Source organism: Priestia flexa, from assembly GCF_021441905.1.
In the GTDB taxonomy this organism is placed as follows: domain Bacteria; phylum Bacillota; class Bacilli; order Bacillales; family Bacillaceae_H; genus Priestia; species Priestia flexa.
Genome location: NZ_CP090431.1, coordinates 3785001 through 3811316, shown reverse-complemented (window position 1 = coordinate 3811316; position 26316 = coordinate 3785001). Strand labels below are relative to the sequence as shown.

Genomic DNA, 26316 nt, shown 5'->3' with positions numbered 1-26316 from the left:
GGAATCCTCCTTCATGTTCTAGTTAAACTATAAGATGTATTTTATGAGCCACTTTCCTAGGGGAACGTCTCTTAATTCGTTTTTGGTAAAAATGCTGCTTTTGATAATTAAAGCTAAATAAAAAAGGCCACCAAACATAACACCTGATAGTGCAATACCCACATTTAATCCTCTACTGACTGAATGTGCATCTAGTATACCATTCATTGTCCACAAATACCCTCTTAATACCATTACCATTAAGAGACCGACTGCTATAATTTTTACCGCATGACGAATGAGCTTGTTTTTTGGGCCAAGTACTTTATACAAAAATATGCTGTTCATAACAGTAATAACTAAGAAGCTAATAGCAGACGAAATCGCGGCCCCTTCTGTGTACATAATAGGAACAAGCCACAAATTAAGCAGGATTTTGATAACCACACCGATACAAATGGCGTATGCAGGTGCTTTCATTCGACCAATCCCTTGCAGTACAGCGGCTATAGTGGCAGATATCGTTGTAAAAATAACGAGCATACTTAACATTTTAAGCACTTGCGAACCTTCAATGTTCCCGTATAACATGTGGTTAATTGGTTCCATTAAGCCCGCTAGTCCACAAGATGCACCGACACCAACAACCAACGAAAGCTTGATTGAAACGTTAACCTTACTTTTTACAAATGCCCAATCATTTTGAGCGATAGCTGAAGATATAACCGGAACAAGTGAAAGTGAGAATGCTGTTCCAACAACCGTTCCAAGCTGAATTAAAGGCACGCCTCGGTCATAAATACCTTTCATTCCCTTAGCTTTTTCAGCGTCAATTCCGCTTGTCAGGAGCGAAGGATATAAGGTAAAGGAATCAATCAGTTGAATTAATAGCAACCCCATCCCACTAATACAGATGATTATGCCTTGAATGGCTACCTTTTTTAAAATAGGAACTGCCCCTGTAAGCGTTTGTTTCGAGAAACTCCATGTAGTAACTACACGACTTCGAAATAAAAAGAAAATGAGTACCATTAATGAAAAAGTAATACCTACAACTGAACCAAAGATTGCGCCTGCGCCTACTATATAAGGACTGTAGTTATTTTTAACGAGCAGAAAAGATAACAGTAAAATTGTTGCTACGCGAAGCGTTTGTTCTGATACTTGAGACACAGCTGTTGGGAGCATTTCATTTAACCCCTGATAGTATCCTCGAATGCTCGCGACAAATGGAACAAATAAAAATGAAAATGAAATAATTTGAATTAATAGCGTTAACTCTTTATCTCCCATTAAGGTCGCAATATTCTCTGCAAACCCATACTGAATACCGAACAGCATGAGGCTTAACATGCTCAAAAACACAAAACTGACTTGAATAACCTGGATAGCTTGTTTTTTTTCATTATTCGCCACATGTTCTGAGACCAGTTTTGAAATAATGACGGGAAATCCATACGTGCTAATTTGTAAGATAATTCCGTATAAAGGATATACTTGTTGATAAATATAAAACCCAACATCACCTGCAATATGATGATATGGAATTCGGTAACTAGCGCTTAATATCTTTGTAAAAAGACCAGCTAAGGTTAAGATAACAGCGCCATTTAGTAACATTAAAACATTTGATTTCTTCTGCATCATGACACCTTTCGTATTATACCAATTCTTTATGATGACCTTGCAATATCAACCTCTAAAGGCATATGCAGTTAACCTGGTATTGTAAGACTTTTATATTATAGCACGTTCTCATTGCGTGCTCTTTATGTGTTTTACAGAAAAAACCACATAGAAAAAAGACAGCAGTTCTGCTGTCTTTTCATAGATAAATTAAAATAACATTGATTAGATCTGTCGCTTATTGCTCCATTTGACGAGATAAGAAACCTGCAGCAGTTTCAGCCGCTTTATGCTCTACTTCACCAAGGGATTTCTCTTTTGAGAAGAGAATTACCGCTCCAATCGGGTCTCCATTCGCAATAATTGGACCAATTGTATAAGATGAAATTTCTTCTTCATGCCCATCAACAAACTCTAAGCTTTTGCCTTCTTTCACTAAAGTTGAGCTTCTACTTTCCATTGTAGATTCAACTAGAGAACTAATGTTTTTATTTAAATACTCTTTTTTTGAAATACCTGCAATAGCAATAAATGTATCGCGATCACAAATTAATACGGGATGACCTAGGCTATCGTAAAGAGCCTCACCATATTCTTTAGCAAAATCACTTAACTCGCTGATTGGTGAATACTTTTTCAAAATGACTTCTCCATCACGATCAACAAAAATCTCTAATGGATCGCCTTCACGAATACGGAGCGTTCTTCGAATTTCTTTTGGAATTACGACACGCCCTAAATCATCAATACGACGAACAATACCTGTTGCTTTCATTGATTAAAGCCTCTCTTTCATCTGATGATTAAAAATAGTAGGTGAATGAGTGAAATAATTCATTAATCATTCACCGGTGTTGAGGTTAGTATTCGTTACTATGCAACTTCTATTCACCAACCATCTCTTTTTTGTTAAAAAGTTCCCTTTTTCTCAAAAAACAAAACCATTTGTCAGCGACAAATGGTTTTGTTTTTTAATTTGGAACTTGTTCCTTCTTAACTTTTGCTAAATCACGCGTTAAATGGTGAACAATTTTCAGCCATTCTTTTTGTGCAAGTTCTTTTGTATTAATAACAACCTTCACTTTTTTACCTTCCATACCTAGGCTGACCATTCTGCCAAACTCATTACCTAACATAAATAATTTTTGACCGTCTACAGTAGAGCTAGCTTCTTCAGATAATAAAATCGTAACGTCTTGCTTTGATTGAGTAATGGATTCCACTAGGTTCGTATTGGCATATACTTTTGTTTCAGCTACCGTAAATAAATGCATCACTTCAACTGGATATTCACCAAAACGATCAATCATCTCATCTTGTAAGTCTTGAATATCATCAAATGTTTCAATAGCACGGAAACGCTTGTACATTTCAATTTTTAAACGCCCGTCTGTAATGTATTGATCCGGTATATATGCGTCTAGGTCTAGATTAATTTCAACCTGTATTTTCTTTTTCTGCTCATCTGTGCCGCGTCGTTCTTCAATGGCGTCTTTAAGCATTTGAGAATATAAATCAAAACCAACTGAGTCAATAAATCCATGTTGTTGTGCACCTAGAAGGTTTCCAGCCCCACGAATAGATAAGTCGCGCATCGCAATCTTAAACCCTGAACCAAGCTCGGTAAACTCTTTAATTGCTTGTAGCCTTTTCTCAGCGACTTCTGTCAATACTTTATCTTTGTGGTATGTGAAATATGCATACGCAACGCGGTTAGAACGACCTACACGCCCTCTGAGCTGATACAGCTGCGATAATCCCATTTTATCTGCATAATTAACAATAAGCGTATTAACATTTGGAATGTCAACACCTGTTTCAATAATTGTCGTACTAACTAACACATCATATTCGCCTTCTAAGAAGCTTAAAATAACAGCTTCTAATTCCGTTTCATTCATCTTACCATGAGCATACGTTACGCGAGCATCGGGTACTAACATCGAAATCTCTTCAGCTTTCCTCTCAATATCTTCAACCCTATTATATAAAAAGTATACCTGGCCATCTCGCGCTAGTTCACGCTCAATTGCTTCACGTACCAATACAGGATTGTACTCTACTACATACGTTTGAACCGGAAAACGATTTTCAGGCGGCGTTTCGATGACTGATAAATCCCTTACACCTAGCATTGACATGTGCAGTGTACGTGGAATTGGCGTAGCAGTCAGCGTTAGCACGTCTACATTTGCTTTCATTTGCTTAATTTTCTCTTTATGAGTTACACCAAAACGTTGCTCTTCATCAATAATTAGTAGTCCTAAGTCTTTATATATCACATCTTTTGATAATAAACGATGGGTTCCAATTACGACGTCAACCGTACCGTCCTTTAAACCTTTAATTGTTTCTTGCTGTTGCTTTCGAGTTCTAAAGCGACTTAAGAGCCCAATATTAATCGGATAGTCTTGAAACCTTTCTCGAATCGTTTCAAAGTGCTGTTGAGCTAAAATCGTTGTTGGCACGAGTATTGCGACTTGCTTACCATCTGTGACCGCTTTAAAAGCAGAACGAATAGCGACTTCCGTCTTCCCATACCCAACGTCACCGCATAGTAAGCGATCCATTGGACGCTCTTTTTCCATATCCTTTTTGATTTCTTGGATAGAGCGCAGTTGATCTTCAGTTTCTTGGTACGGGAATGAAAGTTCAAATTCACGCTGTAGGTCTCCATCTGGAGAAAAAGCGTATCCTTTGCTGGCTTCACGCTCTGCATACAGTTTAATTAAATCGTCAGCAATATCTTGGACAGAAGATTCTACTTTACGCTTCACTTTCTTCCAATCATTACCGCCTAGTTTGTATACTTTTGGCTCTTTGCCTTCGGAGCCAACGTATTTTTGCACTTGGTCGATTTGTTCAACAGGAACATATAATTTATCAGAGCCTTCATATTTAATATGGATATAGTCTTTATGATTTCCATTTATCTCAAGAGTTTCCATACCTAAATAGCGACCAATTCCGTGATTCACGTGCACGACATAGTCGCCAACATTTAATTCAGAGTAGCTCTTAATACGCTCTGCATTAGATAGTTTTTGGCGTCTCTTTGTCTTTTTTACACGCTTTTTAAATAGTTCCTCTTCTGTTAATACCGCTAGCTTTTGCATTGGAAGTTCAAACCCAGCCTGAAGATCCCCTTCAATGACTTGAACAATCCCTGGCATTAACTGGCCATCGCCGTCTAAAATAGCTGCTTCAATATCATAATCAGCTAATACACCCTCTAGTTTGGTAACTCTCTCACGATCTGCTCCAAGCATAACAATTGTGTAGTTTGCTTTTTTCCATCGTTCAATTTCGCCTTTTAATAAATTCATCTGCCCATAGAACTGCTGCATTTGCTTATATGAAATAGTCACGATATTTTGTGGATTTGTATATGAAACATGTTTTAGAAATAACGATGTGTAAATTAGCTGATGTGGCGTTGATTGAATTAATCCTGCAAGCGGATGCGAAAGCTGTACATCTCGTACAACCTGACCTTGTCCCAGTAGCTCCGTTACCCATTCGCCTTCTTCACTATCAAGTTGTTCAGACGTCTCTTGGATACGAGTTGTCTCATCAAAAAAAACAACTCCACCTTCTGGAAGATAATCTAGCAAACTAGCGGGCTGTTTATAGAACAGAGACAAATACTTAAACATATTGTCTAATGTTTGTCCTTGTTTTAGCTGTTCAATTTCCCCTTGAATGTTTTCAATCAGCTTTTCCTTGATTGCTTTATCTTTTACTTTGGCTAAGCTATCACTTAAACGCTTTTCAAGTTCCACTGTTCCATCTTTTAACTCATCCTTTGAGAAAATAAACTCTGTAGCAGGTCCAATACTAATTTTATCTAACTGCTTTTGAGAACGTTGATCTTCAAGCGTAAAAGTACGAATAGAATCAATTTCTGTATCAAAAAGCTCAATTCGAACAGGAAGTTCCTCTGTCAGTGGGTAAACATCAATAATTCCCCCACGTACGCTAAAATCTCCTGGAGCTGAAACCATTGACACTCGTTCATATCCCAACTGAATTAACTTTTGCAAATAGTGGTCAACATCAATATCATGACCATTTTGAAATATTAACTGAGTTTGTTCCCACCTAGCTTTAGGTGGAAGAATTTTTCTTACTCCTGATACAGTGGTTACAACAATACCAGATTGTTTATGGCTCCAATGGTTTAATGCTTCAATCCTTTGTGCTTTTAACTCTGGGCTAGCAATTCCTACTTCTGTTGCTACAAGATCATTAACTGGATAGAGAAACACATCTTTGTTCGGTAAAAGATGTACTAAATCTTCATACACCTTTTGAGCCTGAAATAAGTTATGAGTAACCACTAACAACGGATAACCTTCATTTTCATTCAGTAGCCCCATTAAAACTGAACGTGCTGAACCAGAAATTCCCGTTATTAATTGTTCTTTTAGACCTTCTTTTAAGCTATTAACAATTGTATTTATTTCACCATTTTCAACGAAACGTTGTATAATCCCTCTCAAGGAATTCCCTCCTCCCATGTTGCTATGTAAGTAAATAGAAAAACGCTTTGGTATATAACCAAAGCTTTTTATTGTATAAATGTTTCATACTGATGATAGTCTGGGTTTCGATCTAAAGCCTCCTGGCAATCTTCACAAATTGTTTTAACAATTAAATCGCCATTCGCTTGGTATTGAACTAGCTCTTGCCTTTCATCAGCTGTCAAATGATGAAAGCCTAGTTTTTCTGTGCTATATTCTTTCCCTTCTATCATACCGACTTTTGCATGACAATGTCTACAGAAATAATGAATAGACAGAATAAAGCCCTCCTAAATGTTTTATTGTTAGTATTAGCATTTAGAGAGAGCTTTATTCCTGTTAATTATATCGATTCATTACTTCTAAGAACGGTTTAGATAACCACTCTTCACTAGCTTTAACCGATTTCTCCATGGCTCCATTCATTTCAATCATCTCTTCAGATGTAAACCTTCCAAGTACATAGTCTACAACTTTCATGCCATTTTTAGGACGATCAATTCCAATGCGAACACGGTTGAATTCTTGTGTTTTTAAGTGCTGAATAATTGATTTAATTCCATTATGACCACCTGCACTGCCTTTTGTTCGCAAGCGTATTTTTCCACAAGGCAAATCCAAGTCATCATAAATAACAAGCAAATCTTCCACATCGATGTCATAATATTCCATCAGCGGACGAATGCTTTCTCCCGAGAGGTTCATATATGTTAATGGCTTTAATAAAAGAACTTTTTCTCCTCGCACCATTCCCATGCCATAAAGTCCATTAAATTTTGTGCGATCCAACTTAATATCAAAGTAATCTGCAAGTTCGTCAATTGTCATAAAACCGATGTTATGACGCGTTTGATCATATTCTTTTCCAGGGTTACCCAATCCAACAATTAATTTCAACGAAATGCTCCTTTCTCTTTAAACACTCTACCCTTCTTATTATAATCAATTCATCATAAAAGGCGTAACCTTTTGGTTACGCCTTTGTATTATTCTTTGTCTTTTTGTTCTGTTGCTTCTACTTCTTGATTTTCTTCATCACCTTGTTGTTCTCCACTATCAGGTAATTCTTCTTGTTGTGGAGGTAGTACTGAAGCAACTGGCTCTTCAAGACTTTGTGTAATTTCAATTTTACCATCTACTTTTACATCTTGTAGGGTTAATACATCGTTAACCCCCAACTCAGTTACGTCTACATCAATTGATGATGGAATATCCTGCGGTAAACCTTGCACTGTTACTTCGTATAGGGACTGCTGTAACACGCCGCCTTCTTTTGTACCTTTAGCTTCCCCAACTAACGATAAAGTAACCGTAGACTCAATTTCTACAGACATATCAACAACTTGGAAATCCGCGTGTACAATTTCGTTTTTTAATGGATCAGTTTGAATTTCATGCAAGATAACTGAATGTTTGTTCTTGCCTACATGTAACGTTAATACGCCATTTCGACCTGCTTCGCGAATTGTTTTAATAAACTCAGCGCTATTTAAGTAAATTGACGTAGGTTCTACTTTATTACCATAAACAACTGCTGGAAAATTACCCTCTTCACGAATTTTTCTATTTACAGAGTTTTGAAAGCTCGTTCTTTCTTTTGCCTGAATTGAAATACTCATATTCTTCACCTTCCAGTATGTTTTCTATATTAAAATGTACCCTAATTAGAAAATGATTAAACCTCAAAATCAAATTAATTTGTATTAGTGCTATGATTACAATAAAAAAGAAGCTTCTCTCACAAGGAGAGAAGCTTCTTTTCAACAAATTAATCGAATAGTGTGCTCACTGATTCCTCTTCATGAACACGAATGATTGCTTCAGCCATTAAAGGAGCAACTGAAAGCTCTGTTACTTTGTCAATTTTCTTTTCTTCTGTTAGTGCAATCGAGTTTGTAACTGCTAATTCTTTAATTTTAGAATTTTGGATGCGCTCAATTGCAGGTCCTGATAGGACTGGATGTGTACAACATGCATATACTTCTTTTGCACCTGACTCAATAAGTGCATTTGCTGCCAATGTAATGGTACCAGCTGTATCGATCATATCGTCAATTAAAATTGCCGTTTTGCCTTCTACTTGACCAACAATGTTCATTACTTCTGCAACGTTTGGACGTGGACGACGCTTATCAATAATAGCAATTGGTGCTTTTAAACGTTCTGCTAAACGACGTGCGCGTGTTACACCACCGTGGTCTGGAGACACGATGACAACGTCATCAAGGTTTTTACTCTTAAAGTATTCACCTAAGATTGGAACACCTACTAAATGATCAATTGGAATGTCAAAGAAACCTTGAATTTGTGGAGCATGCAGATCTAATGTGATGATACGAGTCGCACCAGCTTTTTCAATAAGGTTTGCTGTTAATTTAGCTGTGATTGGCTCACGAGCACGTGCTTTACGGTCTTGGCGAGCGTAACCGTAGTAGGGAATTACGATGTTAATTGTTTTAGCAGATGCACGTTTTAAAGCATCAATCATAATAAGTAACTCCATTAAATGTTCGTTAACAGGGGCACTTGTTGATTGAATAATAAATACATCGCAACCACGAATACTTTCTTCAATATTAATTTGAACTTCTCCGTCGCTAAAGCGATCTACAGAACACTTTCCTAATTCAACACCAATCACCTTAGCAATTTGTTCAGCTAAAGCCTTATTAGAATTTAACGTAAACAATTTCAAATTTTCATCAGCATATACATTTGGCATTTTGTTGTAAAACCTCCGTTAGGATTTTTTATTAATATCAAGCTTTTCAGCGTAGTTCTCTTTATTAACTTGTTTTGCACGAGCAATTGATAAAGCTTTACCCGGCACATCGTCTGTAACGGTAGATCCAGCGGCTACATAAGCGCCTTCTCCAATCGTTACTGGTGCAATTAAATTTGAATTGCAACCAACAAATGCACCATCTTGAATCTTAGTTAAGAATTTGTTTTTCCCATCGTAATTAACGGTAATTGATCCGCACCCCAAGTTTACATTCTGACCTACTTCTGCATCCCCAATATAACTTAAATGTGAAGCTTTACTTCCTTTACCAAATGATGCTTTCTTAATCTCGACAAAATTTCCTATTCTTACTTCATCATCAATCATAGATTGTGGACGAATATGCGCGAATGGTCCAATCGTTACGGATTGACCAATTTCACTATTATGAGCGACTGAATGGCGAATAGATGTATTATGTCCGATTTGGCAATCTTTGATTTCGCTGTTAGGTCCGATTTCACAGTTTTCACCGATGGATACAGCACCTTGAATTACTGTTCCTGGATAAATAACCGTATCGCGTCCAATGACTGTATCTGCTGAAATATATGTGTTAGATGGGTCAATGATTGTTACCCCATTTAACATATGTTTCTTATTAATACGTTTCTTCATTGTTTCTTCTGCTTGTGAAAGCGCAAAGCGATCATTTACACCTAATGTTTCAGCAAAGTCACTTGTTTGATAAGCTGAAATGATTTCCCCTTCATTTTTCAAAATCTCAATCACATCCGGCAAGTAATACTCACCTTGAACATTGTTATTTGATACTTTTGAAAGCGTCTCAAATAGCTTTTCATTATCAAAGCAATACGTACCTGTATTAATTTCTTTTACTGCTCTCTCTTGTTCAGTTGCATCCTTGTGCTCAACTATCTTTTCAACTGAGGCAGAGCTATTGCGAATAATTCGCCCATATCCAGTTGGATCTTGAGCATGAGCTGTTAAAATTGTTGCTTTTGCATTTGTCTCTTCGTGATGCTTGAGCAACGCTTCGATTGTTTCCGTTGTAATAAGTGGCGTATCACCACAAACAACAATTGTCGTACCCTTTTCATGTGCAAGTAAAGATTCTGCTTGCATGACTGCATGAGCTGTTCCTAATTGCTCTTCTTGCAAAGCAAATAAGCTTTTATCTCCAACATGTGATTTCACTTTTTCGGCACCATGGCCTACAACAGTAATTAATTTACTTAATGAAACATTTGACACTTGGTCGATTACATGTTGTACCATTGGTTTTCCACACACAGGGTGTAACACTTTATATAAAGATGACTTCATACGTGTACCCTGACCAGCTGCCAATATGACTGCATATCTTTTTGACATAACAGGCCTCCAATTTTACCTTTTTATCCATTAAGAATATTATATCAAAAATGACCTCATTTCAAGAAATCATTCGAAAGTCATTCATTTTATTTTAAAATTTTGTTAAATTTTTATAATGAAGAAAGTTTATGGATAGAAGAGACGGACAAAATAAAAAGCCTACCGTCAAGTAGGCTTTTAATCTATCATATGTTATGAAGCACCCGCTTCTTCAAATTCAATTTCTAGTTCACCTAATCGATGATACTCTGCTAAAACAGCATCTTGAATTTTTCCGCGAGTATTAGAATTAATTGGATGTGCAATATCGCGGAACTCACCATCAGGTGTACGTTTACTTGGCATTGCTACAAACAAGCCGTTATTACCATCAATCACTCGAATATCATGAACAACAAATTCACCATCTAATGTGATTGAAGCAATCGCTCTCATACGTCCTTCAGTGTTTACGCGGCGTAATCTAACGTCAGTTACTTCCATTTTGTTCACCACCTTTTCCTATGCGAAGCTTTACTACATAAATTCCACGGAATTTTTGTTTTTCCTGCTTCTACAGAAAAGTTTTTAGAAAATTTTCGCAAAAAAAGTGAACAATTGGAAATAATTTGGTTTTAGTTAGTTAATTTATCCTTTTACTAGCGCAACTACTTCAATTTCAACCAAAACATCTTTTGGTAACCTTGCTACTTCTACACATGAACGCGCAGGTTTATGATCACCAAAGTATTGTGCATATACTTCATTAAGGTCAGCAAAATTATCCATATCCTTAATAAATACAGTTGCTTTTACTACCGTATTCAGTGAAGCACCAGCTTCTTCTAAAACTGCTTTAAGGTTTTGAAATACTTGTTCAGTTTGTGTTTTAATATCCCCTTCAACTAGCGTTCCATCTGGACGTAAAGGAATTTGCCCTGAACTGTAAAATAAATTATTAACAACAATTCCCTGAGAATAAGGTCCAATAGCCTGTGGCGCTTGCTTTGTTTGAACTTGTAACATGATTACTTCCTCCCCCAACCTTAAATATATTTTAAATAGTTCCCTTCCTGTACGCTGATATGTTTCTCTTTTATGTTAACATCTTTCAGTTGTACAAGAGAGATGTATTCATCTACTAGACGCTCTTCAATGTCTTCTGATTCAACTAAAACTCCAATTCCCGCAACTGTTGCATCAAACTCTTCAAGCAAGCTAATCATCCCATTAACTGTTCCGCCTGCTTTCATAAAATCATCAATAATTAAAACGTTCGACCCTACAGCTAGGCTTCTCTTGGCTAACAGCATGGTTTGAATACGCTTTGAAGAACCGGATACGTAATTAATACTTACTGTTGAACCTTCAGTTACTTTACTATCTCTTCTTACTACCACAACCGGTACATCTAAGTATTGTGCTACTGCATAAGCAACTGGAATTCCTTTTGTTGCCACAGTCATAACTACATCGATTTTGCGATTAGCAAATAAAGATGCGTATAGACGACCAATCTTATTTACAACACGAGGGTCTCCTAAAATATCTGTGAGATATAAATATCCACCGGGTAATAGTCGCTCTGGTTTTTCAATCATCCCACATAACTCTTCAACAAGTTGACTTGCTTCTTCATTTGACATCTTTGGCATAAATTTTACGCCACCAGCTGCCCCTGGTAAAGTAACAAGCGTACCAATACCTTGTTGTTCAAAAGTTTGCTTTATAATCGCCATATCTTCACTTATAGATGATTTTGCAGAGTTATATTTATCTGCAAAATATGTCAGAGGAATAAGGCGCTGAGGGTTTTGAATGAAATAATTCGTCATATCAATTAAACGTCCACTACGTCGAAACTTCATAACTTCCTCCCTAAAATCCGAATATTTTATTATAAATATAACACTAATATACGGATTTATTCAAGCGTTATTCGTTCTCCAATAAGCCGGACAGCGTATACCTTATCACAGAAACCTCGTAAGCCGTTATAAATACGGTGCATACGAGAATCATGCTGTACAAGTCCAAAAACCGTTGGTCCGCTACCGCTCATGAGAACTGCATCTGCTCCAAATCGCTTCATTTGTTCTTTAATTAATAAAACTTCCGGATGCATCTTTAACGTTACTTCTTCTAATACATTACCTACATATTTACACATTTCCCTATAATCTCCTGCTTCAATTGCTTCAATCATCCCTTCTACATTAGGATGACTCACATTTTGCACCTTTAAATTGCGATATACATCTGCTGTTGATACACCTATTTCTGGCTTTGCTAAAATCACCCAGCAGTTTGGAGGTGCTTCAATATGTTCAATTACTTCTCCTCTTCCTGTTGCAAGGGCTGTGCCACCATACACACAAAACGATACGTCAGACCCAATTTCTGCTCCAAGCTCTGCAAGCATATCTAGAGACAAACCTAAGTCCCACAATTGGTTCAGCCCTCTAAGGGTAGCTGCTGCATCACTGCTTCCTCCTGCTAAACCAGCCGCTACAGGGATTTGCTTATCAATTAAGATATTGACACCCTTGTCCACTTTGCAACGCTTTTTAAGCAGCTGTGCAGCTTGATATGCTAAATTCCGCTGATCATCAGGAACAAAACGATTATGTGAATAAATAACGATTCGACCATCTTCACGCTCCGAAAGCTCAATACGGTCTGCTAAATCAATTGTTGTCATGACCATCTTAACTTCATGATAACCATCCGTACGCTTATGTAACACATCAAGGGACAAGTTTATTTTAGCTGGTGCCTTAACCATTAACTTCATAAATCTTTCACCTACTTCATCTAATCAATTGTAAAGTTATTTTATCACAAAATGGGAAGGTTTATATATCTTTACATAAACAGTGTATAAAAGTATAAAAACCACTAAAAAGCCGAAGTGATTTCCACTTCGGATCCTCATTCCTTTATTCTAAAAAAGCAAGTAGAACATGTTTACTACCTAAGACTTAGCCAGCTGTTCTTTCGCTATCTCTACGGCACGCTTTACCATGTTACCTGCATCCTTGGAATGAATAGCACCCCATCCATGGCTTTTTACAACATCATAAAAATCAAGTTCTTTAGCCAATTCCTCTTTACATTTCATTGACATAACGCCTCGACGTCTGCTCATTTAGTAAAGCCTCCTTTAAAACACCTCAAACCGTACTTATAGTATAAATCACCAAAGAGAGAGTATGTTTTGAAAAAAAGCCCAATAAAAAAAGCAGTAAACCAAAAACGTCCACTGCTCACCGCTACGTACTATATTACTTTTGGTTTAAAAAAACTTTAGCTCAACCGTTTCAGTTAACACGTCGGCATAGCTATAAGAAACTCGCTCTAAAGAGTTTTCTTCTTGATCTAGCTCCACAATAAAAACAGAAGGATACGTTTCAGTTAAGACTCCTGAACGCTCTACCGTTTTTCTTCGTCCACCGTTTGCTTTTAAAGTCAATCGTTGACCTAGGTGCAAATCCAGCGCTTGCTTAATATCAGATAAAGTTTTCGCCATATTGGTCCACCTCACTATACGTAGTGTAACACAAAAAGATAAAAAAGTCAAAAACATAAAATTATAACAATGTATGTCTAATGATGTCAACAAATAATTTTCTACACAAATCTACATTTCCTTTATATTTTGTGCAAACAAACTTACAATATGTATAAGTTTTACATTTATTTAAAATAATTCTTATAAAAGAAATGTATAGCACATAAATTCACCTATGATATAGATATAGATAAAAAAAACTGCTATACAAAAGGTTAAAATCCTCTTTTGCATAACAGACTTATACTCATTATTCCGCTTCATAAGGCATACCTGTTCGTAAAAGTCCTCTGGTTTCTATTCCACCTAACCCCTTTGCACCTGTTAATGTATTACGCAATACATCCCACACGTTAATACGATCATTAAAAGGCGTAAAACTTAACTTTGCTACAACATATACAGGATCTAGAGCATGAATGTTCACTCTGGATGGTGAACTTGCAAAATTTGCACCTGCTTGTATTAGCTGTTCGAAGTGAGATTGACAAGCGCCGGCAAAAATCACAAGCTGATCTAGATTTGCAATTTTACGTCTTGCCTCGTATACCGTTTTTACATAATATTTAGAGTGGCGATAGGCTAATAAATCATTTTTATTACCTTTTGACTTTGAATAGGCATCATGTCCAGTTAATACTAAAATATCAGGCCTCACTTCTTCTAATAAGGCGCTTATTTTATTTGGCATTTCCGATTCTGTACAATGTACACCATATACAGGAACGCCTATCTTTTCATACACTGCTAAACATTTCTGTAAATAGTTAGGGTCTCCATCTACATGTAGCACCTTGCCTGGCATCTGAAAAAGGCGGTGTGAATGATTATACCCATTTGTCATACCATATTCGGCTTTTTCTCGAATGAGGTCGTAATCTTGACGTAACAGCTTTAGAGACCTCTCTAACAGTTGCTCTTCTTGTTCTTTTCGTCGCTGTTGCTCTTGAACATCTACAACTTCTAAATCGGATAAAGGAGCATCAGCAATAAGGCGGATATCTTCTCCAATTAATGTTGCATATTGTTCCTCTCCTTCATTAACCGCGATTACGCGAAATAACAAATCGCGATCATAAGAAGGACGTGTTACAATATCACCAATTTTGATATTCATAAACTTCACTCCGTCTTTACTACTTAAAAGCTAAATATTCAACTCTCTTCATAGCCTATGAACACGAAGCAAAAAGGTGATTATTCTATGCGAACGATTTTCCTAGCTCATCGCTTAACTTACCAAACTCTTCAATTGATAATGTTTCTCCTCTTCTTTTTGGATCAACTGAAGCTTCTGAAAGAGCTTGTTCAATCGCAGCTTTATTTGCTTTTCCATTAGGTAAATTATTCACTAGATTATTTAAGATGGTTTTACGTCTTTGACCAAAACTTGCTCTGACAACTTTGAAGAAGAATGCTTCACTTTCAACCTTTACGGCTGGTTCATTACGTCGAATTAAGCGAATAACAGCTGAATCAACATTTGGTTGAGGGTTAAATACCGTTTTGGGGACGACCATAACTGTTTCAGCTTCCGTATAGTATTGAATAGCAATAGAAAGAGAACCATAATCTTTTGTCCCTGGCTTTGCTGCGATACGGTCAGCTACTTCTTTTTGTAGCATAACAACAATTCCTCGAACAGGAATCTGCTCCTCTAGCAACTTCATTAGAATTGGAGTTGTAACATAATAAGGTAAGTTTGCTACTACCATTAAGTCTTCAATACCTTCAAACTCTTGTGCTAAGGTCTCTTTCAAGTTGGCTTTAAGTACGTCTTGGTGAATGACTTTAGCGTGCGGATAAGGTGAAAGCGTGTCAGCTAAAATGGGTAACAGGCGTTGGTCGATTTCAAAAGCCAATACTTTTTTTGCGCGCTTTGCCAATTGCTCAGTTAGAGCCCCAATCCCAGGACCAATCTCAATAGCTCCTGTCTCGTCTGTCAACTCAGCATGGTCAACAATACGATTTAAAATATTAGTATCAATTAAAAAGTTTTGTCCTAAGCTCTTTTTAAACGTAAATCCGTATTTCTTTAAAATTTCTTTCGTACGAGTTGGGGTTGCAATATCTTTTGTCACGATTTTTGTTCCTCCTGATTAATTTTCTGAACAGCTTTGATAAACTCATCTTTTGAAATTTGAAACATTTTTAGTCTTTTGTGTAGCTGTTTTCCGTTTGCATAACCAATTTTTAAAGATTTACCTATTCTCTCACGCCTACTTTTTGCTTCACTATCACCTATTAAGCGAGCAACAATTAAATCCTCTTGTGTAATTTGTTCATCGATTCCTTGCCATTCTTGTTTCACGTCTTGTAAAGCTTGTCTAATATCTTCAATAGACGCATGCTCAACGCCTATACCTTTTCCATTTTTACCTTTTGCTTGTTCTTTTGACAAAAATGCATGCTTACATCCCGGAACTTTTTCTGAAACAATATTACGAATACGCTGACCCGGATAATCAGGATCTGTAAAGATAATAACGCCTCTCGTTTGTTGTGCTAGCTTTATCTTTTCAATGGTTTCATCGTTTACGGCTGAACCGTTCGTCTCAATTGTATCAGCTTGTACTGCTCGACGAATTGTAACAGTGTCATCCCTACCTTCAACCACAATTATTTCTTTAATCTTCATTATGAACCTCCTCAAAAATGAAGTCTTTCTCTCTTCATTTTGCTTCTAACCTATCAGTATGAAATCAACTGAAAAAAGGCAGAGGATTGCAAGACCCTCTGCAAGTGTTATTCCATTTAATACTTTTTATTTTAACATTGTTTTAAACCAATAGATATGTTAAACATTTAGTCATTAATTCGGAATAATTTTAGCGCATTTTCAGTAGTATGCTTTGCTAATTCATCGTAGCTAATACCTTTTAATTCCGCAATCTGTTCTGCTACGTATGAGACATATGCTGGTTCATTTCTCTTTCCTCGATAAGGGTGAGGTGTCAAATATGGACAATCTGTTTCTATTAATAATTTATCAAGTGGAATTTCAGCTGCTACCTCTTTTGGCTTCTTCGCATTCTTAAACGTGACAGGTCCACCAAATGAGATGTACATATTCATATCCATACACTGTTTAGCAACTTCAATGCTCCCAGTAAAGCAGTGCATGATACCACCAACTTCTTCCACTGACTCTTCCTTTAAAATGGTTATGACGTCTTCTGTTGCATCACGATTATGAATAATGATTGGAAGATTTACTTTTCTCGCTAAACGAATTTGTCTACGAAATACTTCTTTTTGTATATCTTTAGGTGACTTGTCCCAATGATAATCTAATCCCATCTCTCCAATAGCCACCACTTTAGGATGTGCTGCTAGTTCTTCAATCCAAGTTAAATGTTCATCTTTCATATCAATAGCATCTACGGGATGCCAACCAACGCTAGCATACATAAAATCATACTTTTCAACAAGTTCCATCGCTCGATTAATGGTTGGTTCATCAAACCCAACCACGACCATCTTTTCTACATTACGCTCTTTTGCTCTTTCAATAACATCCTCTAAATCATCATTAAATTGGTCTGCATTTAAATGTACATGTGTATCAAATAACATATTAGTGCTCCTTTCATTTACGAAATAAAAGAGGGCTTTCCCGTGTTCCACGTGAAACGCCCCCTTATCTTATTATTTTACTTTAGTTCCGTTGCTTAAAGATTGGTCAACCTCTGCAAGTGATAAGCCATTAGCATCCTCACCCGCTAAAATCATTCCTTGTGAAAGTTCTCCACGTAATTTTACTGGCTTTAAATTCACAATACAGATGACTTTACGGCCAATGAGTTCCTCTGGCTTATAAAATTTAGCAATGCCTGATACAACTTGACGTTTTTCATAGCCTAAGTCTAGCTGGATTTTCAATAGCTTATCTGCTTTCTTTACAGGCTCAGCATGAATAATTTCTGCTACGCGTAAATCAACCTTTAAGAAGTCATCTAAACTAATTTCTTCACTTTGTTCTGGCTGAACCTCTTCTTTTTTCTCTTCCTGTGCTGGCAATGAACTTAACATTTTTTCTTTAATAAATGTAATTTCTTCATCACGATCTAGACGTGGGAACATTGGTTCACCTTTTTCTACTTTCGTACCTTCACGAAGCATGTTAAACGTTTCAATACTTTCCCAACTCTTTAACACATCTTCTTTCACACCAATCTGTGAAAAGATTTTTTCTGGTGTTCTCGTTAAGAATGGTTGTAGGAGAACAGCTGTATGACGGATAGCTTCTGCTAAGTGTACCATTACTGAAGCTAATTCATTACGCTTCTCTTCATCCTTAGCCAGGGTCCAAGGCTTTGTTTCATCAATGTATTTATTTGTACGACTTACATACTGCCAAACCGCTGATAATGCCACTGAAAACTCCATATTTTCCATGGATTCTTCGTATTTTTTCACCATATCTTTTTGAGCTTGCACAAGCTGAGCATCAAACTCTGTTACATTCCCCTCATACATAGGAATGACACCATCAAAGTACTTATTAATCATTGCTACTGTACGGTTAACTAAATTACCAAGATCGTTTGCTAAATCAAAATTAATACGCTCTACAAATGCTTCAGGTGTGAACACTCCGTCCGAACCGAAAGGGACTTCTCTTAATAAATAATAGCGTAAAGCATCTAAGCCGTAGCGATCAATTAATGTTACTGGATCAACGACGTTCCCTTTTGACTTAGACATTTTACCATCTTTCATTAATAACCATCCGTGTGCAAAGACTTTCTTTGGAAGAGGTAAATCTAATGCCATTAAAATAATTGGCCAATAAATTGTATGGAAACGAACAATTTCTTTTCCTACAAGATGAACGTTAGCAGGCCAGTACTTTTTGTATAATTCGTCATTTTCAGTGCCGTATCCTAATGCTGTAATATAGTTTGATAATGCATCAACCCATACATAAATAACGTGCTTGGGATTCCCTGGAACTTTAATACCCCAATCAAAGGTTGTGCGTGAAACAGCCAAGTCTTCTAATCCTGGCTTAATGAAATTATTAATCATCTCATTTTTACGAGATTCCGGTTGAATAAAGGTTGGATTTTCTTCATAAAAAGCTAATAAACGATCTGCATATTTACCCATTTTAAAGAAATAAGATTCTTCTCTTACTAATTCCACTGGATGCCCACTGTCTGGACTTTTTCCTCCCACTACTTTTCCATCTTCAATAATTGGATCTACTAATTGAAGTTCCGTATAGTAAGTTTCGTCAGGAACTGAATACCAGCCTTCGTATTCATCTAGATAAATATCACCTTGCTCCAGTAAACGATTGAAGATTTTATCAACAACCTCTTTATGTCTAGATTCTGTGGTGCGAATAAAGTCATCATAGGAGATGTCCATTTTCCCCCATAAGTCTTTAATCCCTGCTACAATATTATCTACATACTGCTGAGGAGTCACATTTTCTTCTTCTGCTTTGCGCTGAATTTTTTGCCCATGCTCATCCGTACCCGTTAAATAACGAACATCGAATCCTCTTAATCGCTTATAACGAGCCATTGCATCCCCTGCAACTGTTGTATACGCATGTCCTATATGTAATTTACCACTTGGATAATAAATTGGCGTGGTAATGTAAAACGTATTATTTCCCATCTGTATAACCTCCAAAATCCGTTTAAACACTTCCCAAATACAGTATTTTGTATTTCGAACAAAAATAAAATCAACTATTTATTCTATCTTCTATAATACTATTTTCTAGGACGTTTTGAAAACCATCTAGCTAAAGACATTAGAAATTTAAATAAATGCTGTTTACTTCTACCATTTTTGCCTCTTTTATAGATAAAATACCTTATTACTTTTTGGATGAACTCTAAAGAAAGTAGTTTTTGTCTTATTTTGTCGAAAAATGAATTTTTGATTAAAAAAGCTTGAATTCAATCATCTTTATATCAAATTTATTATGTTATTTTTTTCAATATACTACCTAAAGATATTATTGGTATTCTTCACAAACCCTTTTTATATAAGTGTTTTTATATTTTTTTATTTCCATCTACATTTTTTTACATACAAAATGATTGACTAGTTTTGGAAACGTTGGTATTATAAAAGTACGTTGAATTTGTCGAATAATGACGAAAGTAATAACATAGAAAACTAAAAGGTGAGAGGGGAAAATAAGATGAAATCTACAGGTATTGTTCGTAAAGTTGATGAGTTAGGACGTGTAGTAATTCCAATTGAATTACGTCGTACATTAGGGATCGCTGAAAAAGATGCGTTAGAAATTTATGTTGATGAAGAGCGTATCATTTTAAAGAAATATAAACCAAACATGACTTGCCAAGTAACTGGTGAAGTTTCAGATGAAAATATTCAATTAGCTGGTGGTAAGCTAATTTTAAGCCGTGAAGGTGCAGAACAAATTATGAAAGAACTTGAAAATAATCTACAATCTTCAAACTAAAAAAGCTGTCTAACGACAGCTTTTTTAGTTCACATGATATTCACTATATATCTCTCTTTTTGATTGATTACGATCTTTTGCTACTTGTTTGATAGCATCCTTATTACTAAATTGCTGATCATTTATATAATAGTTCACGTGTTCAATAATTGTTAACTCTGTCCACCAAGCTTCTTTATCTTCTATAATGTCTTCAGTTGTTCCTGAAACAATGAAACAAAATTCTCCTCTAAGTTCTGTTTCGTTAGCCCAAATTATTGCTTCTTCAATAGTTCCTCTTAAAAACTCTTCATAACGCTTTGTTAACTCTCTACATAGTACAATCTCTCGGTTTCCAAAGGCTTCAAACATCAATTTTAACGTCTCTTTTAAACGATGAGGTGCTTCATAGAAAACCATCGTTTCTTTTTTTATAGATAAAAGTTGAAGTTCCTCCTTTTTACTTTTTTTATTTCGATTTAAAAAACCGTAAAAATAGAATTCATAAGTAGGTAGTCCAGAAGCAATCAAAGCTGTCAACGCAGCATTCGCACCTGGTAAAGGAATAACAGTATAACCTTTGTTGGTCGCTTCTCTTACTAATTCATATCCTGGATCAGAGATACATGGCATACCAGCATCACTCACAAGACCAATTTTAAGACCTTTTTCTAAATCTTGAATAAGCCTCTCGGTTTTCGTTTCTTTATTATGATCATGATAGCTAACGATTGGTGTCCCAATCTCAAAATGGTTACACAGCTTCTTTGTATGCCTTGTATCTTCTGCAGCAATATAATCTACTTCTTTTAATAATCGAATTGCGCGAAATGTCATATCTTCTAGGTTACCAATAGGTGTTGGAATTAGATATAATACTCCTTTGTCTTCAATTCCTTCATAACTTTTTTGTGAGTTCATTACTTTTCTTCTGCTCCTTTAGGATATATTGTTCTTTCTGTCTACGGCTTAACTGTTTAAACCAGTATTCTTTTTTCATGGCTTCAATTTTAGTTTCGTACTCTTCATGCCATAAAAGTACAACTGGTAAACGACTTTTAGTATATTTAGCACCTTTGCCACTATTATGAACGGCTAAACGCTTATTCAAATTATTTGTGTATCCTGCATAATAGCTTTGGTCTTTACATTCTAATACGTAAAAATAATGCTTAGTTTGTTCCATACAAAATTTCCTTTAGCTCGTTTGTATATTCATTGTCTTCCTTATAAACAACGAGTGGTGGAAGGATTTTTAAGTCTGCATTACCATCTTTAATTCCTTCAATTAAAATGGTGTTAGCTTCTTTATTTTTCTTCGGATAGATAAACTGTAAGCGTTTTGGCTCTAAACGGTATGCCCTCATTAACGTAATGATATCAACAAGTCGACCTGGTCGATGTACAATTGAGACCTTTCCCCCTTGCTTTACTAGTTGACTACTTACACGAATCACATCTTCTAGATTACAATGAATTTCATGCCTAGCAATTGCATAATGCTCATTTTTATTTTGCTCATCAACTTTAGGAGTAGGAAAATAAGGAGGGTTACATGTTACTACATCATACTTTCCATGCCCTAATTTCTGTGGCATGTCCTTCAAATCGCCTAGAACAATGTTAATTTGATCATTTAAGTTATTGTAATCAACACTTCTAGTGGCCATGCTAGCTAAACGCTCTTGAATTTCTACACCCGTAATCTTAGCATTTGTTCGCTTTGATAAAAATAAAGGTATAACTCCGTTCCCTGTACATAAATCAATGATATTCCCTTTTTTTATAGGTACATACGCAAAGTTTGATAGCAAAACAGCATCTAATGAAAATGAAAAGACAGAATGACTTTGAATAATGCGCATACTTTCGTCCGCTAATAGATAATCAAGTCGTTCATCTTCATATAATTGAACCATGTTCCATTTCTCCTTATACAAAAGCAGCCTCTCCTTGTGGAGAGGCTTTGTTATTTTTTATTTAAAAATGATAAGCAAAACAAACAATCTCCATCTTGACGGACGCTACCATAATGAATGTTACAAATATGGAAGCCTTCTTGATACAGTCTAGCTAGATTATCGTATCCTTCTCCGATATCTATCTGCTTTTGTACTTTTGTTTGACTACTTACCTTTTGATTATGACTTTTGGGCTTTGTTTCCAAATTGGTTTGGTCAAGGCGGCGGCGCAAATGGTCATTTTCAATCTGTAAGTGATGATTTTCTTCAATTAGTTCAGCTAAATACTCTTTTAAGTCTCCTAATTGTTTGTATAAGTGACCAATTTGTTCCTCCATATTTGTAACCGAATCAAAAATCTCTTTTTTATCCACCTTTACCCACCTCGTTAATCTGTGGCTTGAAACGAAACAGCACCTTCATTAATAATTTCATCTAATGTATACTCTAAGATTTGCTCACGATTTGATAATTCTACCTGTATAATACGCTCTAAAATATTTAGACCTATTACACGACCTGAACCTTCAGGTGTTTTAATGGTAGATCCAATATCAGGAAGCTGCTCTTTCGCTGTTTCGTATTCATCATTTTCGTATTTAAGACAGCACATGAGACGACCACATAACCCTGAAATTTTTGTAGGATTTAACGATAAGTTTTGGTCTTTTGCCATTTTAATTGACACTGGCTCAAAATCTCCTAAGAAAGTTGAGCAACAAAGCATTCTTCCACAAGGACCAATACCACCAAGAAGTTTCGCTTCATCTCTAACACCAATTTGACGTAATTCAATACGTGTACGGAAGATGGCTGCTAAATCCTTTACTAATTCTCTGAAGTCGATACGTCCATCTGCTGTGAAATAAAAGATTACCTTATTACGGTCAAATGTATATTCTACATCTACTAGCTTCATATCTAGGTTATGTGCCTGAATCTTTTGAACACATACACCATATGCTTCGCTAGCAGCTTGTTTGTTTTCCTCAACAATGAGCTTGTCTTTAGGCTCTGCAATACGAATGACTTTTTTTAGTGGGAGAACAACATCATGTTCACTGACTTGCTTTTTATTAATAACAACCCTACCAAATTCAACACCACGGATTGTTTCAACAATAACAAACTCCCCATCTGGTATTGTTAAATCACCAGGATCAAAATAATATATTTTACCCGCTTTTTTAAAGCGAACACCTACTACATCATACAAGCTTTTATCCCTCCTGCAAATCCAACACCAGCTGTTCCATCAATAACTGTATATTCATATTTGAATTTAATTTATTTTTAGCTCTTAAAATGACTTCAATCTTTGCAATAATTTTTTGTTGAGTAGCTTGAAGTGCATGAGATTTTAAATGATCTTCTTTATAAAAATAAATAAGCATTGGCTCTTCTTCTACTTGCAACGTTAAAACATCGCGATACAGAAGCATTAGTAAATTTAACCCAATATGAGCTTGTTCTTTTTCTTTAAAATGAGGTACCCATTTTTCGTGAATAAAGAGAAGCGCTTGTTGAGGTCTAGTTGTTAACACTTCATATAATTGTATCACTAACTTTCTTGCAAGTCCAAACCATTCATCTTCACTTAATTCAATTGCTTCTGTAATACTATTTGTTAAGTATGGCATGAGCGTTGCATCTGCTCTGGAAAGGTTATGGTTCATTAGTTGTTCGGCTAATTGTTTTTCTGTTAAAGAACGAAGAGAAATAACCTGACATCTAGATATAATTGTATCCAACAGCTTCTGAATAGTCTCTGTTAACAAGATTGCATATGTACCATCCGTTGGCTCTTCTAAAAACTTTAATAAACTATTAGAGGCACTTACTGTCATCTTATCAACATGATTAATAATATATAACTTCTTATTGGATTCAACACCAGTTTTTGTGAATTCAGCTTGTAAATATTGTACTTGTTCTTTTTTAATTGATAAGCCATCTGGCTCAATAAAATGTACATCCGGATGATTACCAGAATCAATTCTTTTACAGTTAATACATTCATAGCATGGTTCATGTTCATGAGGATTTAAGCAAAATAATCGTTTTGCAAATAAAAAGCTAATCTCCTTTTTTCCAGTTCCTTTACTTCCTTCAAGCAGGTAAGCATGAGCTACTCTATCTTTCACAATACTGTTTTTTAACATTCTAAGAGCAGTTGGTTGGACACCTTCTAGCTCTCCCCACTTTTTATTCATTTCATCACACTTTCTACTTCAATTGTAAGGCAATTTTTTAAAATTGATGAAATTGGTCAATTGGCAACACAAATACCGTTGCTCCTCCAACTTCTACTTCCACTGGATAAGGAATATATGAATCTGCATTACCACCCATTGGAGAAACTGGAGAAATAAATTGATTACGATTTTGACATTCACCTTTGATAATATCTAACACCGTTTGAACTTTTTCGTCTTCTGTTCCAATCATAATGGTTGTATTTCCAGATTTTAAAAAACCGCCAGAACTAGATAATTTTGTTGAGCGGAAACCTTTTTCAACTAATGCGTTTAACAACTTTGTACTATCTGAATCTTGTATAACTGCAATTACTAATTTCATGAATATGCACCTCATTATGAACTTATTTACTTTATTATATCAAGAATTATTTGCTTACAAAAATCCTCTTAACACATCACATATATCATTGTATACATCATCAACGCTTTGCTCAGCATTAACTTCTTTGATACGATTTGGAAATTGATTTAATAAAAGTTTATATCCTTCTCTTACTTTATAATGAAAGTCGATTTTCTCTAAATCTAAACGATTAATTTCATGACTACGACCTTTTTCTATTCGCTGTAATCCTATTTCAGGTCTAATATCTAAATAAAAAGTTAAATCTGGCATAAGGTGATCAATAGCAAATTGATTAATCCCCAATACTTCTTCAATGCCTAAACCTCTCGCGTACCCTTGATATGCAAGAGAACTATCAATGAATCGATCACATATAACAACTTTACCCTGTTCTAGCATGGGAATAACTTTTTCAACTAAGTGTTGCCTTCTAGCTGCCGCATATAAAAGAGCTTCTGTTCTACCGTCCATTTCTTTGTTTTTAGGACTTAAAATAACTTCACGAATTTGCTCTGCGATTGAAATACCACCTGGTTCCCTTGTCAGAACAACATCTATTCCTTTTTCTTTTAACATATTTTCAACCATTTGAATAACTGTCGTCTTTCCAGCACCCTCAGGCCCTTCAAATGTAATAAAAATTCCCTTTTGCATTGCAATTCCCCTTTTACTTAAACACACGAATGAACCCATGTCTTATATTTGTACTTCCTTGTATTTTACCTTTAAAAGATAAGGTTTGCTTTAAATACTTTAAATGATGTAATGAAATCTCTTCACCTTCTAACAGCAGTGGAATGCCTGGTGGGTAAGGTATAATGGTTTCCGCACATATCTTTCCTACAGCGGTATCTAGTGAAACTATCTCGGTTTCATTTTTATGAGTATATATTTTATGTGTAATTTTTTCAGGGTAGTAAAGAGTATGAATCATATCTTTTACAAACCCACCTTGTGCACTTAATCCAACTGCTTTTTTGATTCGCAATAACGTATCACTAAAATCAAATGATGATGATAAAGGTAGCACTAATAAAACATACAAAGGATCTGCTAGCTCTGTATATATTCCTTCCGCTTCTAAAGCTGCCTGAAGCTCATAACCAGTGAGTCGCGTAGATGATAAGATGAGTTTTAATAAATCAACCTTAAGATTCCCCTCCTGATTTAACTCTACAATAGAAAGGGTATCAATCTGATTTAACTCGTTATAAAATCCTTTTAAATTAGCTTTAATTTTTGCTGTACCTTCATTTTTTAAACACTCTACATAATAACGTGCAATATCTAAAGAAACCATAATAGGATAAGATGGACTACTAGATTGTAAAGCACCTAAAAGATAAGATAATCTATTTTTATTAATAAAGTTTCCTTTCACATGTAAATATGAGCCCATTGTCATTGCTGGCAGTGTCTTATGAGCGGATTGGATAACAATATCTGCACCAAACTCTGTAGCTGACTTTGGAAAAGGAGCTCCTAAAATAAAATGAGCGCCGTGAGCTTCATCCACA

At 35.8% G+C, this 26316-nt stretch carries 29 protein-coding genes (1 of these 29 cut by a window edge); 1 reads left to right on the top strand and 28 read right to left on the bottom strand.

What is annotated here, in order from left to right; translation table 11 throughout:
- Window positions 1-27: 27 nt before the first annotated feature.
- The 19 genes from LZP85_RS19625 to metG all read right to left on the bottom strand — a co-directional run bounded on the left by LZP85_RS19625 (window position 28) and on the right by metG (window position 19462).
- On the bottom strand, window positions 28-1623 hold the full coding sequence (locus LZP85_RS19625) for a putative polysaccharide biosynthesis protein (RefSeq protein ID WP_076513785.1): 1596 nt from the start codon (window positions 1621-1623) through the stop codon (window positions 28-30).
- A 220-nt stretch (window positions 1624-1843) separates the two neighbouring features.
- Window positions 1844-2380: a stage V sporulation protein T gene (spoVT, locus tag LZP85_RS19620; protein WP_025909831.1), complete on the bottom strand. Its 537-nt coding sequence runs from the start codon at window positions 2378-2380 to the stop codon at window positions 1844-1846.
- Between the two features lie 196 nt (window positions 2381-2576).
- The gene (gene mfd / locus LZP85_RS19615) at window positions 2577-6107 is read right to left on the bottom strand and encodes a transcription-repair coupling factor (protein WP_119542754.1); all 3531 of its coding nucleotides are present in this window, start codon (window positions 6105-6107) and stop codon (window positions 2577-2579) included.
- A 68-nt stretch (window positions 6108-6175) separates the two neighbouring features.
- Window positions 6176-6406 (bottom strand): anti-sigma-F factor Fin, encoded by a 231-nt coding sequence (locus LZP85_RS19610; RefSeq protein ID WP_025909829.1) that lies wholly within the window; start codon window positions 6404-6406, stop codon window positions 6176-6178.
- A 61-nt stretch (window positions 6407-6467) separates the two neighbouring features.
- Window positions 6468-7025, bottom strand: coding sequence for an aminoacyl-tRNA hydrolase (pth, locus tag LZP85_RS19605; protein ID WP_025909828.1), 558 nt, complete (start codon window positions 7023-7025; stop codon window positions 6468-6470).
- An 89-nt stretch (window positions 7026-7114) separates the two neighbouring features.
- Window positions 7115-7747 (bottom strand): 50S ribosomal protein L25/general stress protein Ctc, encoded by a 633-nt coding sequence (locus LZP85_RS19600; protein WP_025909827.1) that lies wholly within the window; start codon window positions 7745-7747, stop codon window positions 7115-7117.
- A 149-nt stretch (window positions 7748-7896) separates the two neighbouring features.
- Window positions 7897-8850: a ribose-phosphate diphosphokinase gene (locus LZP85_RS19595; protein ID WP_025909826.1), complete on the bottom strand. Its 954-nt coding sequence runs from the start codon at window positions 8848-8850 to the stop codon at window positions 7897-7899.
- A gap of 18 nt (window positions 8851-8868) precedes the next feature.
- A complete protein-coding gene (gene glmU / locus LZP85_RS19590) occupies window positions 8869-10248 on the bottom strand; it encodes a bifunctional UDP-N-acetylglucosamine diphosphorylase/glucosamine-1-phosphate N-acetyltransferase GlmU (RefSeq protein WP_025909825.1) in 1380 nt (459 codons plus the stop codon).
- 195 nt (window positions 10249-10443) lie between these two features.
- On the bottom strand, window positions 10444-10734 hold the full coding sequence (gene spoVG, locus LZP85_RS19585) for a septation regulator SpoVG (protein WP_025909824.1): 291 nt from the start codon (window positions 10732-10734) through the stop codon (window positions 10444-10446).
- Between the two features lie 144 nt (window positions 10735-10878).
- On the bottom strand, window positions 10879-11256 hold the full coding sequence (locus LZP85_RS19580) for a RidA family protein (RefSeq protein ID WP_025909823.1): 378 nt from the start codon (window positions 11254-11256) through the stop codon (window positions 10879-10881).
- 20 nt (window positions 11257-11276) lie between these two features.
- Window positions 11277-12098, bottom strand: a complete 822-nt coding sequence (purR, locus tag LZP85_RS19575; protein ID WP_025909822.1) for a pur operon repressor — start codon at window positions 12096-12098, stop codon at window positions 11277-11279.
- Window positions 12099-12154: 56 nt separating this feature from the next.
- Window positions 12155-13024 (bottom strand): 4-(cytidine 5'-diphospho)-2-C-methyl-D-erythritol kinase, encoded by an 870-nt coding sequence (gene ispE / locus LZP85_RS19570; protein ID WP_119542755.1) that lies wholly within the window; start codon window positions 13022-13024, stop codon window positions 12155-12157.
- A gap of 180 nt (window positions 13025-13204) precedes the next feature.
- A complete protein-coding gene (locus LZP85_RS19565) occupies window positions 13205-13378 on the bottom strand; it encodes an alpha/beta-type small acid-soluble spore protein (protein WP_025909820.1) in 174 nt (57 codons plus the stop codon).
- A 147-nt stretch (window positions 13379-13525) separates the two neighbouring features.
- Window positions 13526-13759 carry a biofilm formation stimulator Veg gene (gene veg / locus LZP85_RS19560; RefSeq protein WP_025909819.1) on the bottom strand — a complete coding sequence of 78 codons (234 nt, stop codon included), beginning with the start codon at window positions 13757-13759 and terminating at the stop codon, window positions 13526-13528.
- A 292-nt stretch (window positions 13760-14051) separates the two neighbouring features.
- Complete coding sequence (yabG, locus tag LZP85_RS19555) at window positions 14052-14918, bottom strand: sporulation peptidase YabG (RefSeq protein ID WP_076513780.1); 867 nt, start codon at window positions 14916-14918, stop codon at window positions 14052-14054.
- An 85-nt stretch (window positions 14919-15003) separates the two neighbouring features.
- Window positions 15004-15882, bottom strand: coding sequence for a 16S rRNA (adenine(1518)-N(6)/adenine(1519)-N(6))-dimethyltransferase RsmA (gene rsmA, locus LZP85_RS19550; protein ID WP_119542756.1), 879 nt, complete (start codon window positions 15880-15882; stop codon window positions 15004-15006).
- Window positions 15879-16439 carry a ribonuclease M5 gene (gene rnmV, locus LZP85_RS19545; RefSeq protein ID WP_025909816.1) on the bottom strand — a complete coding sequence of 187 codons (561 nt, stop codon included), beginning with the start codon at window positions 16437-16439 and terminating at the stop codon, window positions 15879-15881. The genes rsmA and rnmV overlap by 4 nt, the downstream gene beginning before the upstream one ends.
- Window positions 16440-16606: 167 nt before the next feature.
- Window positions 16607-17377, bottom strand: a complete 771-nt coding sequence (locus LZP85_RS19540; RefSeq protein WP_076513778.1) for a TatD family hydrolase — start codon at window positions 17375-17377, stop codon at window positions 16607-16609.
- A 72-nt stretch (window positions 17378-17449) separates the two neighbouring features.
- A complete protein-coding gene (gene metG, locus LZP85_RS19535; protein ID WP_225002335.1) occupies window positions 17450-19462 on the bottom strand; it encodes a methionine--tRNA ligase in 2013 nt (670 codons plus the stop codon).
- 505 nt (window positions 19463-19967) lie between these two features.
- Here metG and LZP85_RS19530 point away from each other — a divergent pair.
- The gene (locus LZP85_RS19530; RefSeq protein WP_025909813.1) at window positions 19968-20252 is read left to right on the top strand and encodes a transition state genes transcriptional regulator AbrB; all 285 of its coding nucleotides are present in this window, start codon (window positions 19968-19970) and stop codon (window positions 20250-20252) included.
- Between the two features lie 24 nt (window positions 20253-20276).
- Here LZP85_RS19530 and rsmI read toward each other — a convergent pair whose 3' ends face one another.
- The 9 genes in view from rsmI to LZP85_RS19485 are tightly spaced (at most 54 nt apart) and all read right to left on the bottom strand, a layout consistent with a single transcriptional unit that may run on beyond the window.
- Window positions 20277-21152, bottom strand: a complete 876-nt coding sequence (rsmI, locus tag LZP85_RS19525) for a 16S rRNA (cytidine(1402)-2'-O)-methyltransferase (RefSeq protein WP_025909812.1) — start codon at window positions 21150-21152, stop codon at window positions 20277-20279.
- A complete protein-coding gene (locus LZP85_RS19520) occupies window positions 21130-21417 on the bottom strand; it encodes a GIY-YIG nuclease family protein (RefSeq protein ID WP_025909811.1) in 288 nt (95 codons plus the stop codon). Before LZP85_RS19520 ends, rsmI begins: the two co-directional genes overlap by 23 nt.
- Window positions 21404-22150, bottom strand: coding sequence for a tRNA1(Val) (adenine(37)-N6)-methyltransferase (locus LZP85_RS19515; RefSeq protein WP_025909810.1), 747 nt, complete (start codon window positions 22148-22150; stop codon window positions 21404-21406). The genes LZP85_RS19520 and LZP85_RS19515 overlap by 14 nt, the downstream gene beginning before the upstream one ends.
- 50 nt (window positions 22151-22200) lie before the next feature.
- A complete protein-coding gene (gene yabA, locus LZP85_RS19510) occupies window positions 22201-22566 on the bottom strand; it encodes a DNA replication initiation control protein YabA (protein WP_025909809.1) in 366 nt (121 codons plus the stop codon).
- 14 nt (window positions 22567-22580) lie between these two features.
- Window positions 22581-23408: a PSP1 domain-containing protein gene (locus LZP85_RS19505; protein ID WP_025909808.1), complete on the bottom strand. Its 828-nt coding sequence runs from the start codon at window positions 23406-23408 to the stop codon at window positions 22581-22583.
- Between the two features lie 4 nt (window positions 23409-23412).
- A complete protein-coding gene (gene holB / locus LZP85_RS19500; protein ID WP_061785784.1) occupies window positions 23413-24405 on the bottom strand; it encodes a DNA polymerase III subunit delta' in 993 nt (330 codons plus the stop codon).
- Window positions 24406-24442: 37 nt separating this feature from the next.
- Window positions 24443-24772, bottom strand: coding sequence for a cyclic-di-AMP receptor (locus tag LZP85_RS19495; RefSeq protein WP_025909806.1), 330 nt, complete (start codon window positions 24770-24772; stop codon window positions 24443-24445).
- Between the two features lie 54 nt (window positions 24773-24826).
- Window positions 24827-25453, bottom strand: coding sequence for a dTMP kinase (gene tmk, locus LZP85_RS19490; protein ID WP_025909805.1), 627 nt, complete (start codon window positions 25451-25453; stop codon window positions 24827-24829).
- A 13-nt stretch (window positions 25454-25466) separates the two neighbouring features.
- Window positions 25467-26316 carry the 3' portion of an aminotransferase class I/II-fold pyridoxal phosphate-dependent enzyme gene (locus tag LZP85_RS19485; protein ID WP_206833788.1) on the bottom strand. The gene runs 584 nt beyond the window's last position, so the window shows 850 of its 1434 coding nt (coding positions 585-1434); the start codon falls outside the window, past its right edge; its stop codon occupies window positions 25467-25469.

Bases quoted from the DNA above. Each gene is read 5' to 3' on its own strand.
- purR (WP_025909822.1), bottom strand. From the start codon at position 12,098: ATGAAGTTTCGACGTAGTGGACGTTTAATTGATATGACGAATTATTTC.
- veg (WP_025909819.1), bottom strand. From the start codon at position 13,759: ATGGCGAAAACTTTATCTGATATTAAGCAAGCGCTGGATTTGCACCTA.
- ispE (WP_119542755.1), bottom strand. From the start codon at position 13,024: ATGAAGTTAATGGTTAAGGCACCAGCTAAAATAAACTTGTCCCTTGAT.
- tmk (WP_025909805.1), bottom strand. From the start codon at position 25,453: ATGCAAAAGGGAATTTTTATTACATTTGAAGGGCCTGAGGGTGCTGGA.
- yabG (WP_076513780.1), bottom strand. From the start codon at position 14,918: ATGAATATCAAAATTGGTGATATTGTAACACGTCCTTCTTATGATCGC.
- LZP85_RS19530 (WP_025909813.1), top strand. From the start codon at position 19,968: ATGAAATCTACAGGTATTGTTCGTAAAGTTGATGAGTTAGGACGTGTA.
- LZP85_RS19495 (WP_025909806.1), bottom strand. From the start codon at position 24,772: ATGAAATTAGTAATTGCAGTTATACAAGATTCAGATAGTACAAAGTTG.
- LZP85_RS19565 (WP_025909820.1), bottom strand. From the start codon at position 13,378: ATGAGCAGACGTCGAGGCGTTATGTCAATGAAATGTAAAGAGGAATTG.
- spoVT (WP_025909831.1), bottom strand. From the start codon at position 2,380: ATGAAAGCAACAGGTATTGTTCGTCGTATTGATGATTTAGGGCGTGTC.
- LZP85_RS19520 (WP_025909811.1), bottom strand. From the start codon at position 21,417: ATGGAACAAACTAAGCATTATTTTTACGTATTAGAATGTAAAGACCAA.
- LZP85_RS19580 (WP_025909823.1), bottom strand. From the start codon at position 11,256: ATGTTACAAGTTCAAACAAAGCAAGCGCCACAGGCTATTGGACCTTAT.
- rnmV (WP_025909816.1), bottom strand. From the start codon at position 16,439: ATGAAGATTAAAGAAATAATTGTGGTTGAAGGTAGGGATGACACTGTT.
- spoVG (WP_025909824.1), bottom strand. From the start codon at position 10,734: ATGGAAGTAACTGACGTTAGATTACGCCGCGTAAACACTGAAGGACGT.
- LZP85_RS19515 (WP_025909810.1), bottom strand. From the start codon at position 22,150: ATGGTTCAATTATATGAAGATGAACGACTTGATTATCTATTAGCGGAC.
- glmU (WP_025909825.1), bottom strand. From the start codon at position 10,248: ATGTCAAAAAGATATGCAGTCATATTGGCAGCTGGTCAGGGTACACGT.
- LZP85_RS19600 (WP_025909827.1), bottom strand. From the start codon at position 7,747: ATGAGTATTTCAATTCAGGCAAAAGAAAGAACGAGCTTTCAAAACTCT.
- rsmI (WP_025909812.1), bottom strand. From the start codon at position 21,152: ATGAACTCACAAAAAAGTTATGAAGGAATTGAAGACAAAGGAGTATTA.
- LZP85_RS19625 (WP_076513785.1), bottom strand. From the start codon at position 1,623: ATGCAGAAGAAATCAAATGTTTTAATGTTACTAAATGGCGCTGTTATC.
- holB (WP_061785784.1), bottom strand. From the start codon at position 24,405: ATGAATAAAAAGTGGGGAGAGCTAGAAGGTGTCCAACCAACTGCTCTT.
- LZP85_RS19540 (WP_076513778.1), bottom strand. From the start codon at position 17,377: ATGTTATTTGATACACATGTACATTTAAATGCAGACCAATTTAATGAT.
- LZP85_RS19595 (WP_025909826.1), bottom strand. From the start codon at position 8,850: ATGCCAAATGTATATGCTGATGAAAATTTGAAATTGTTTACGTTAAAT.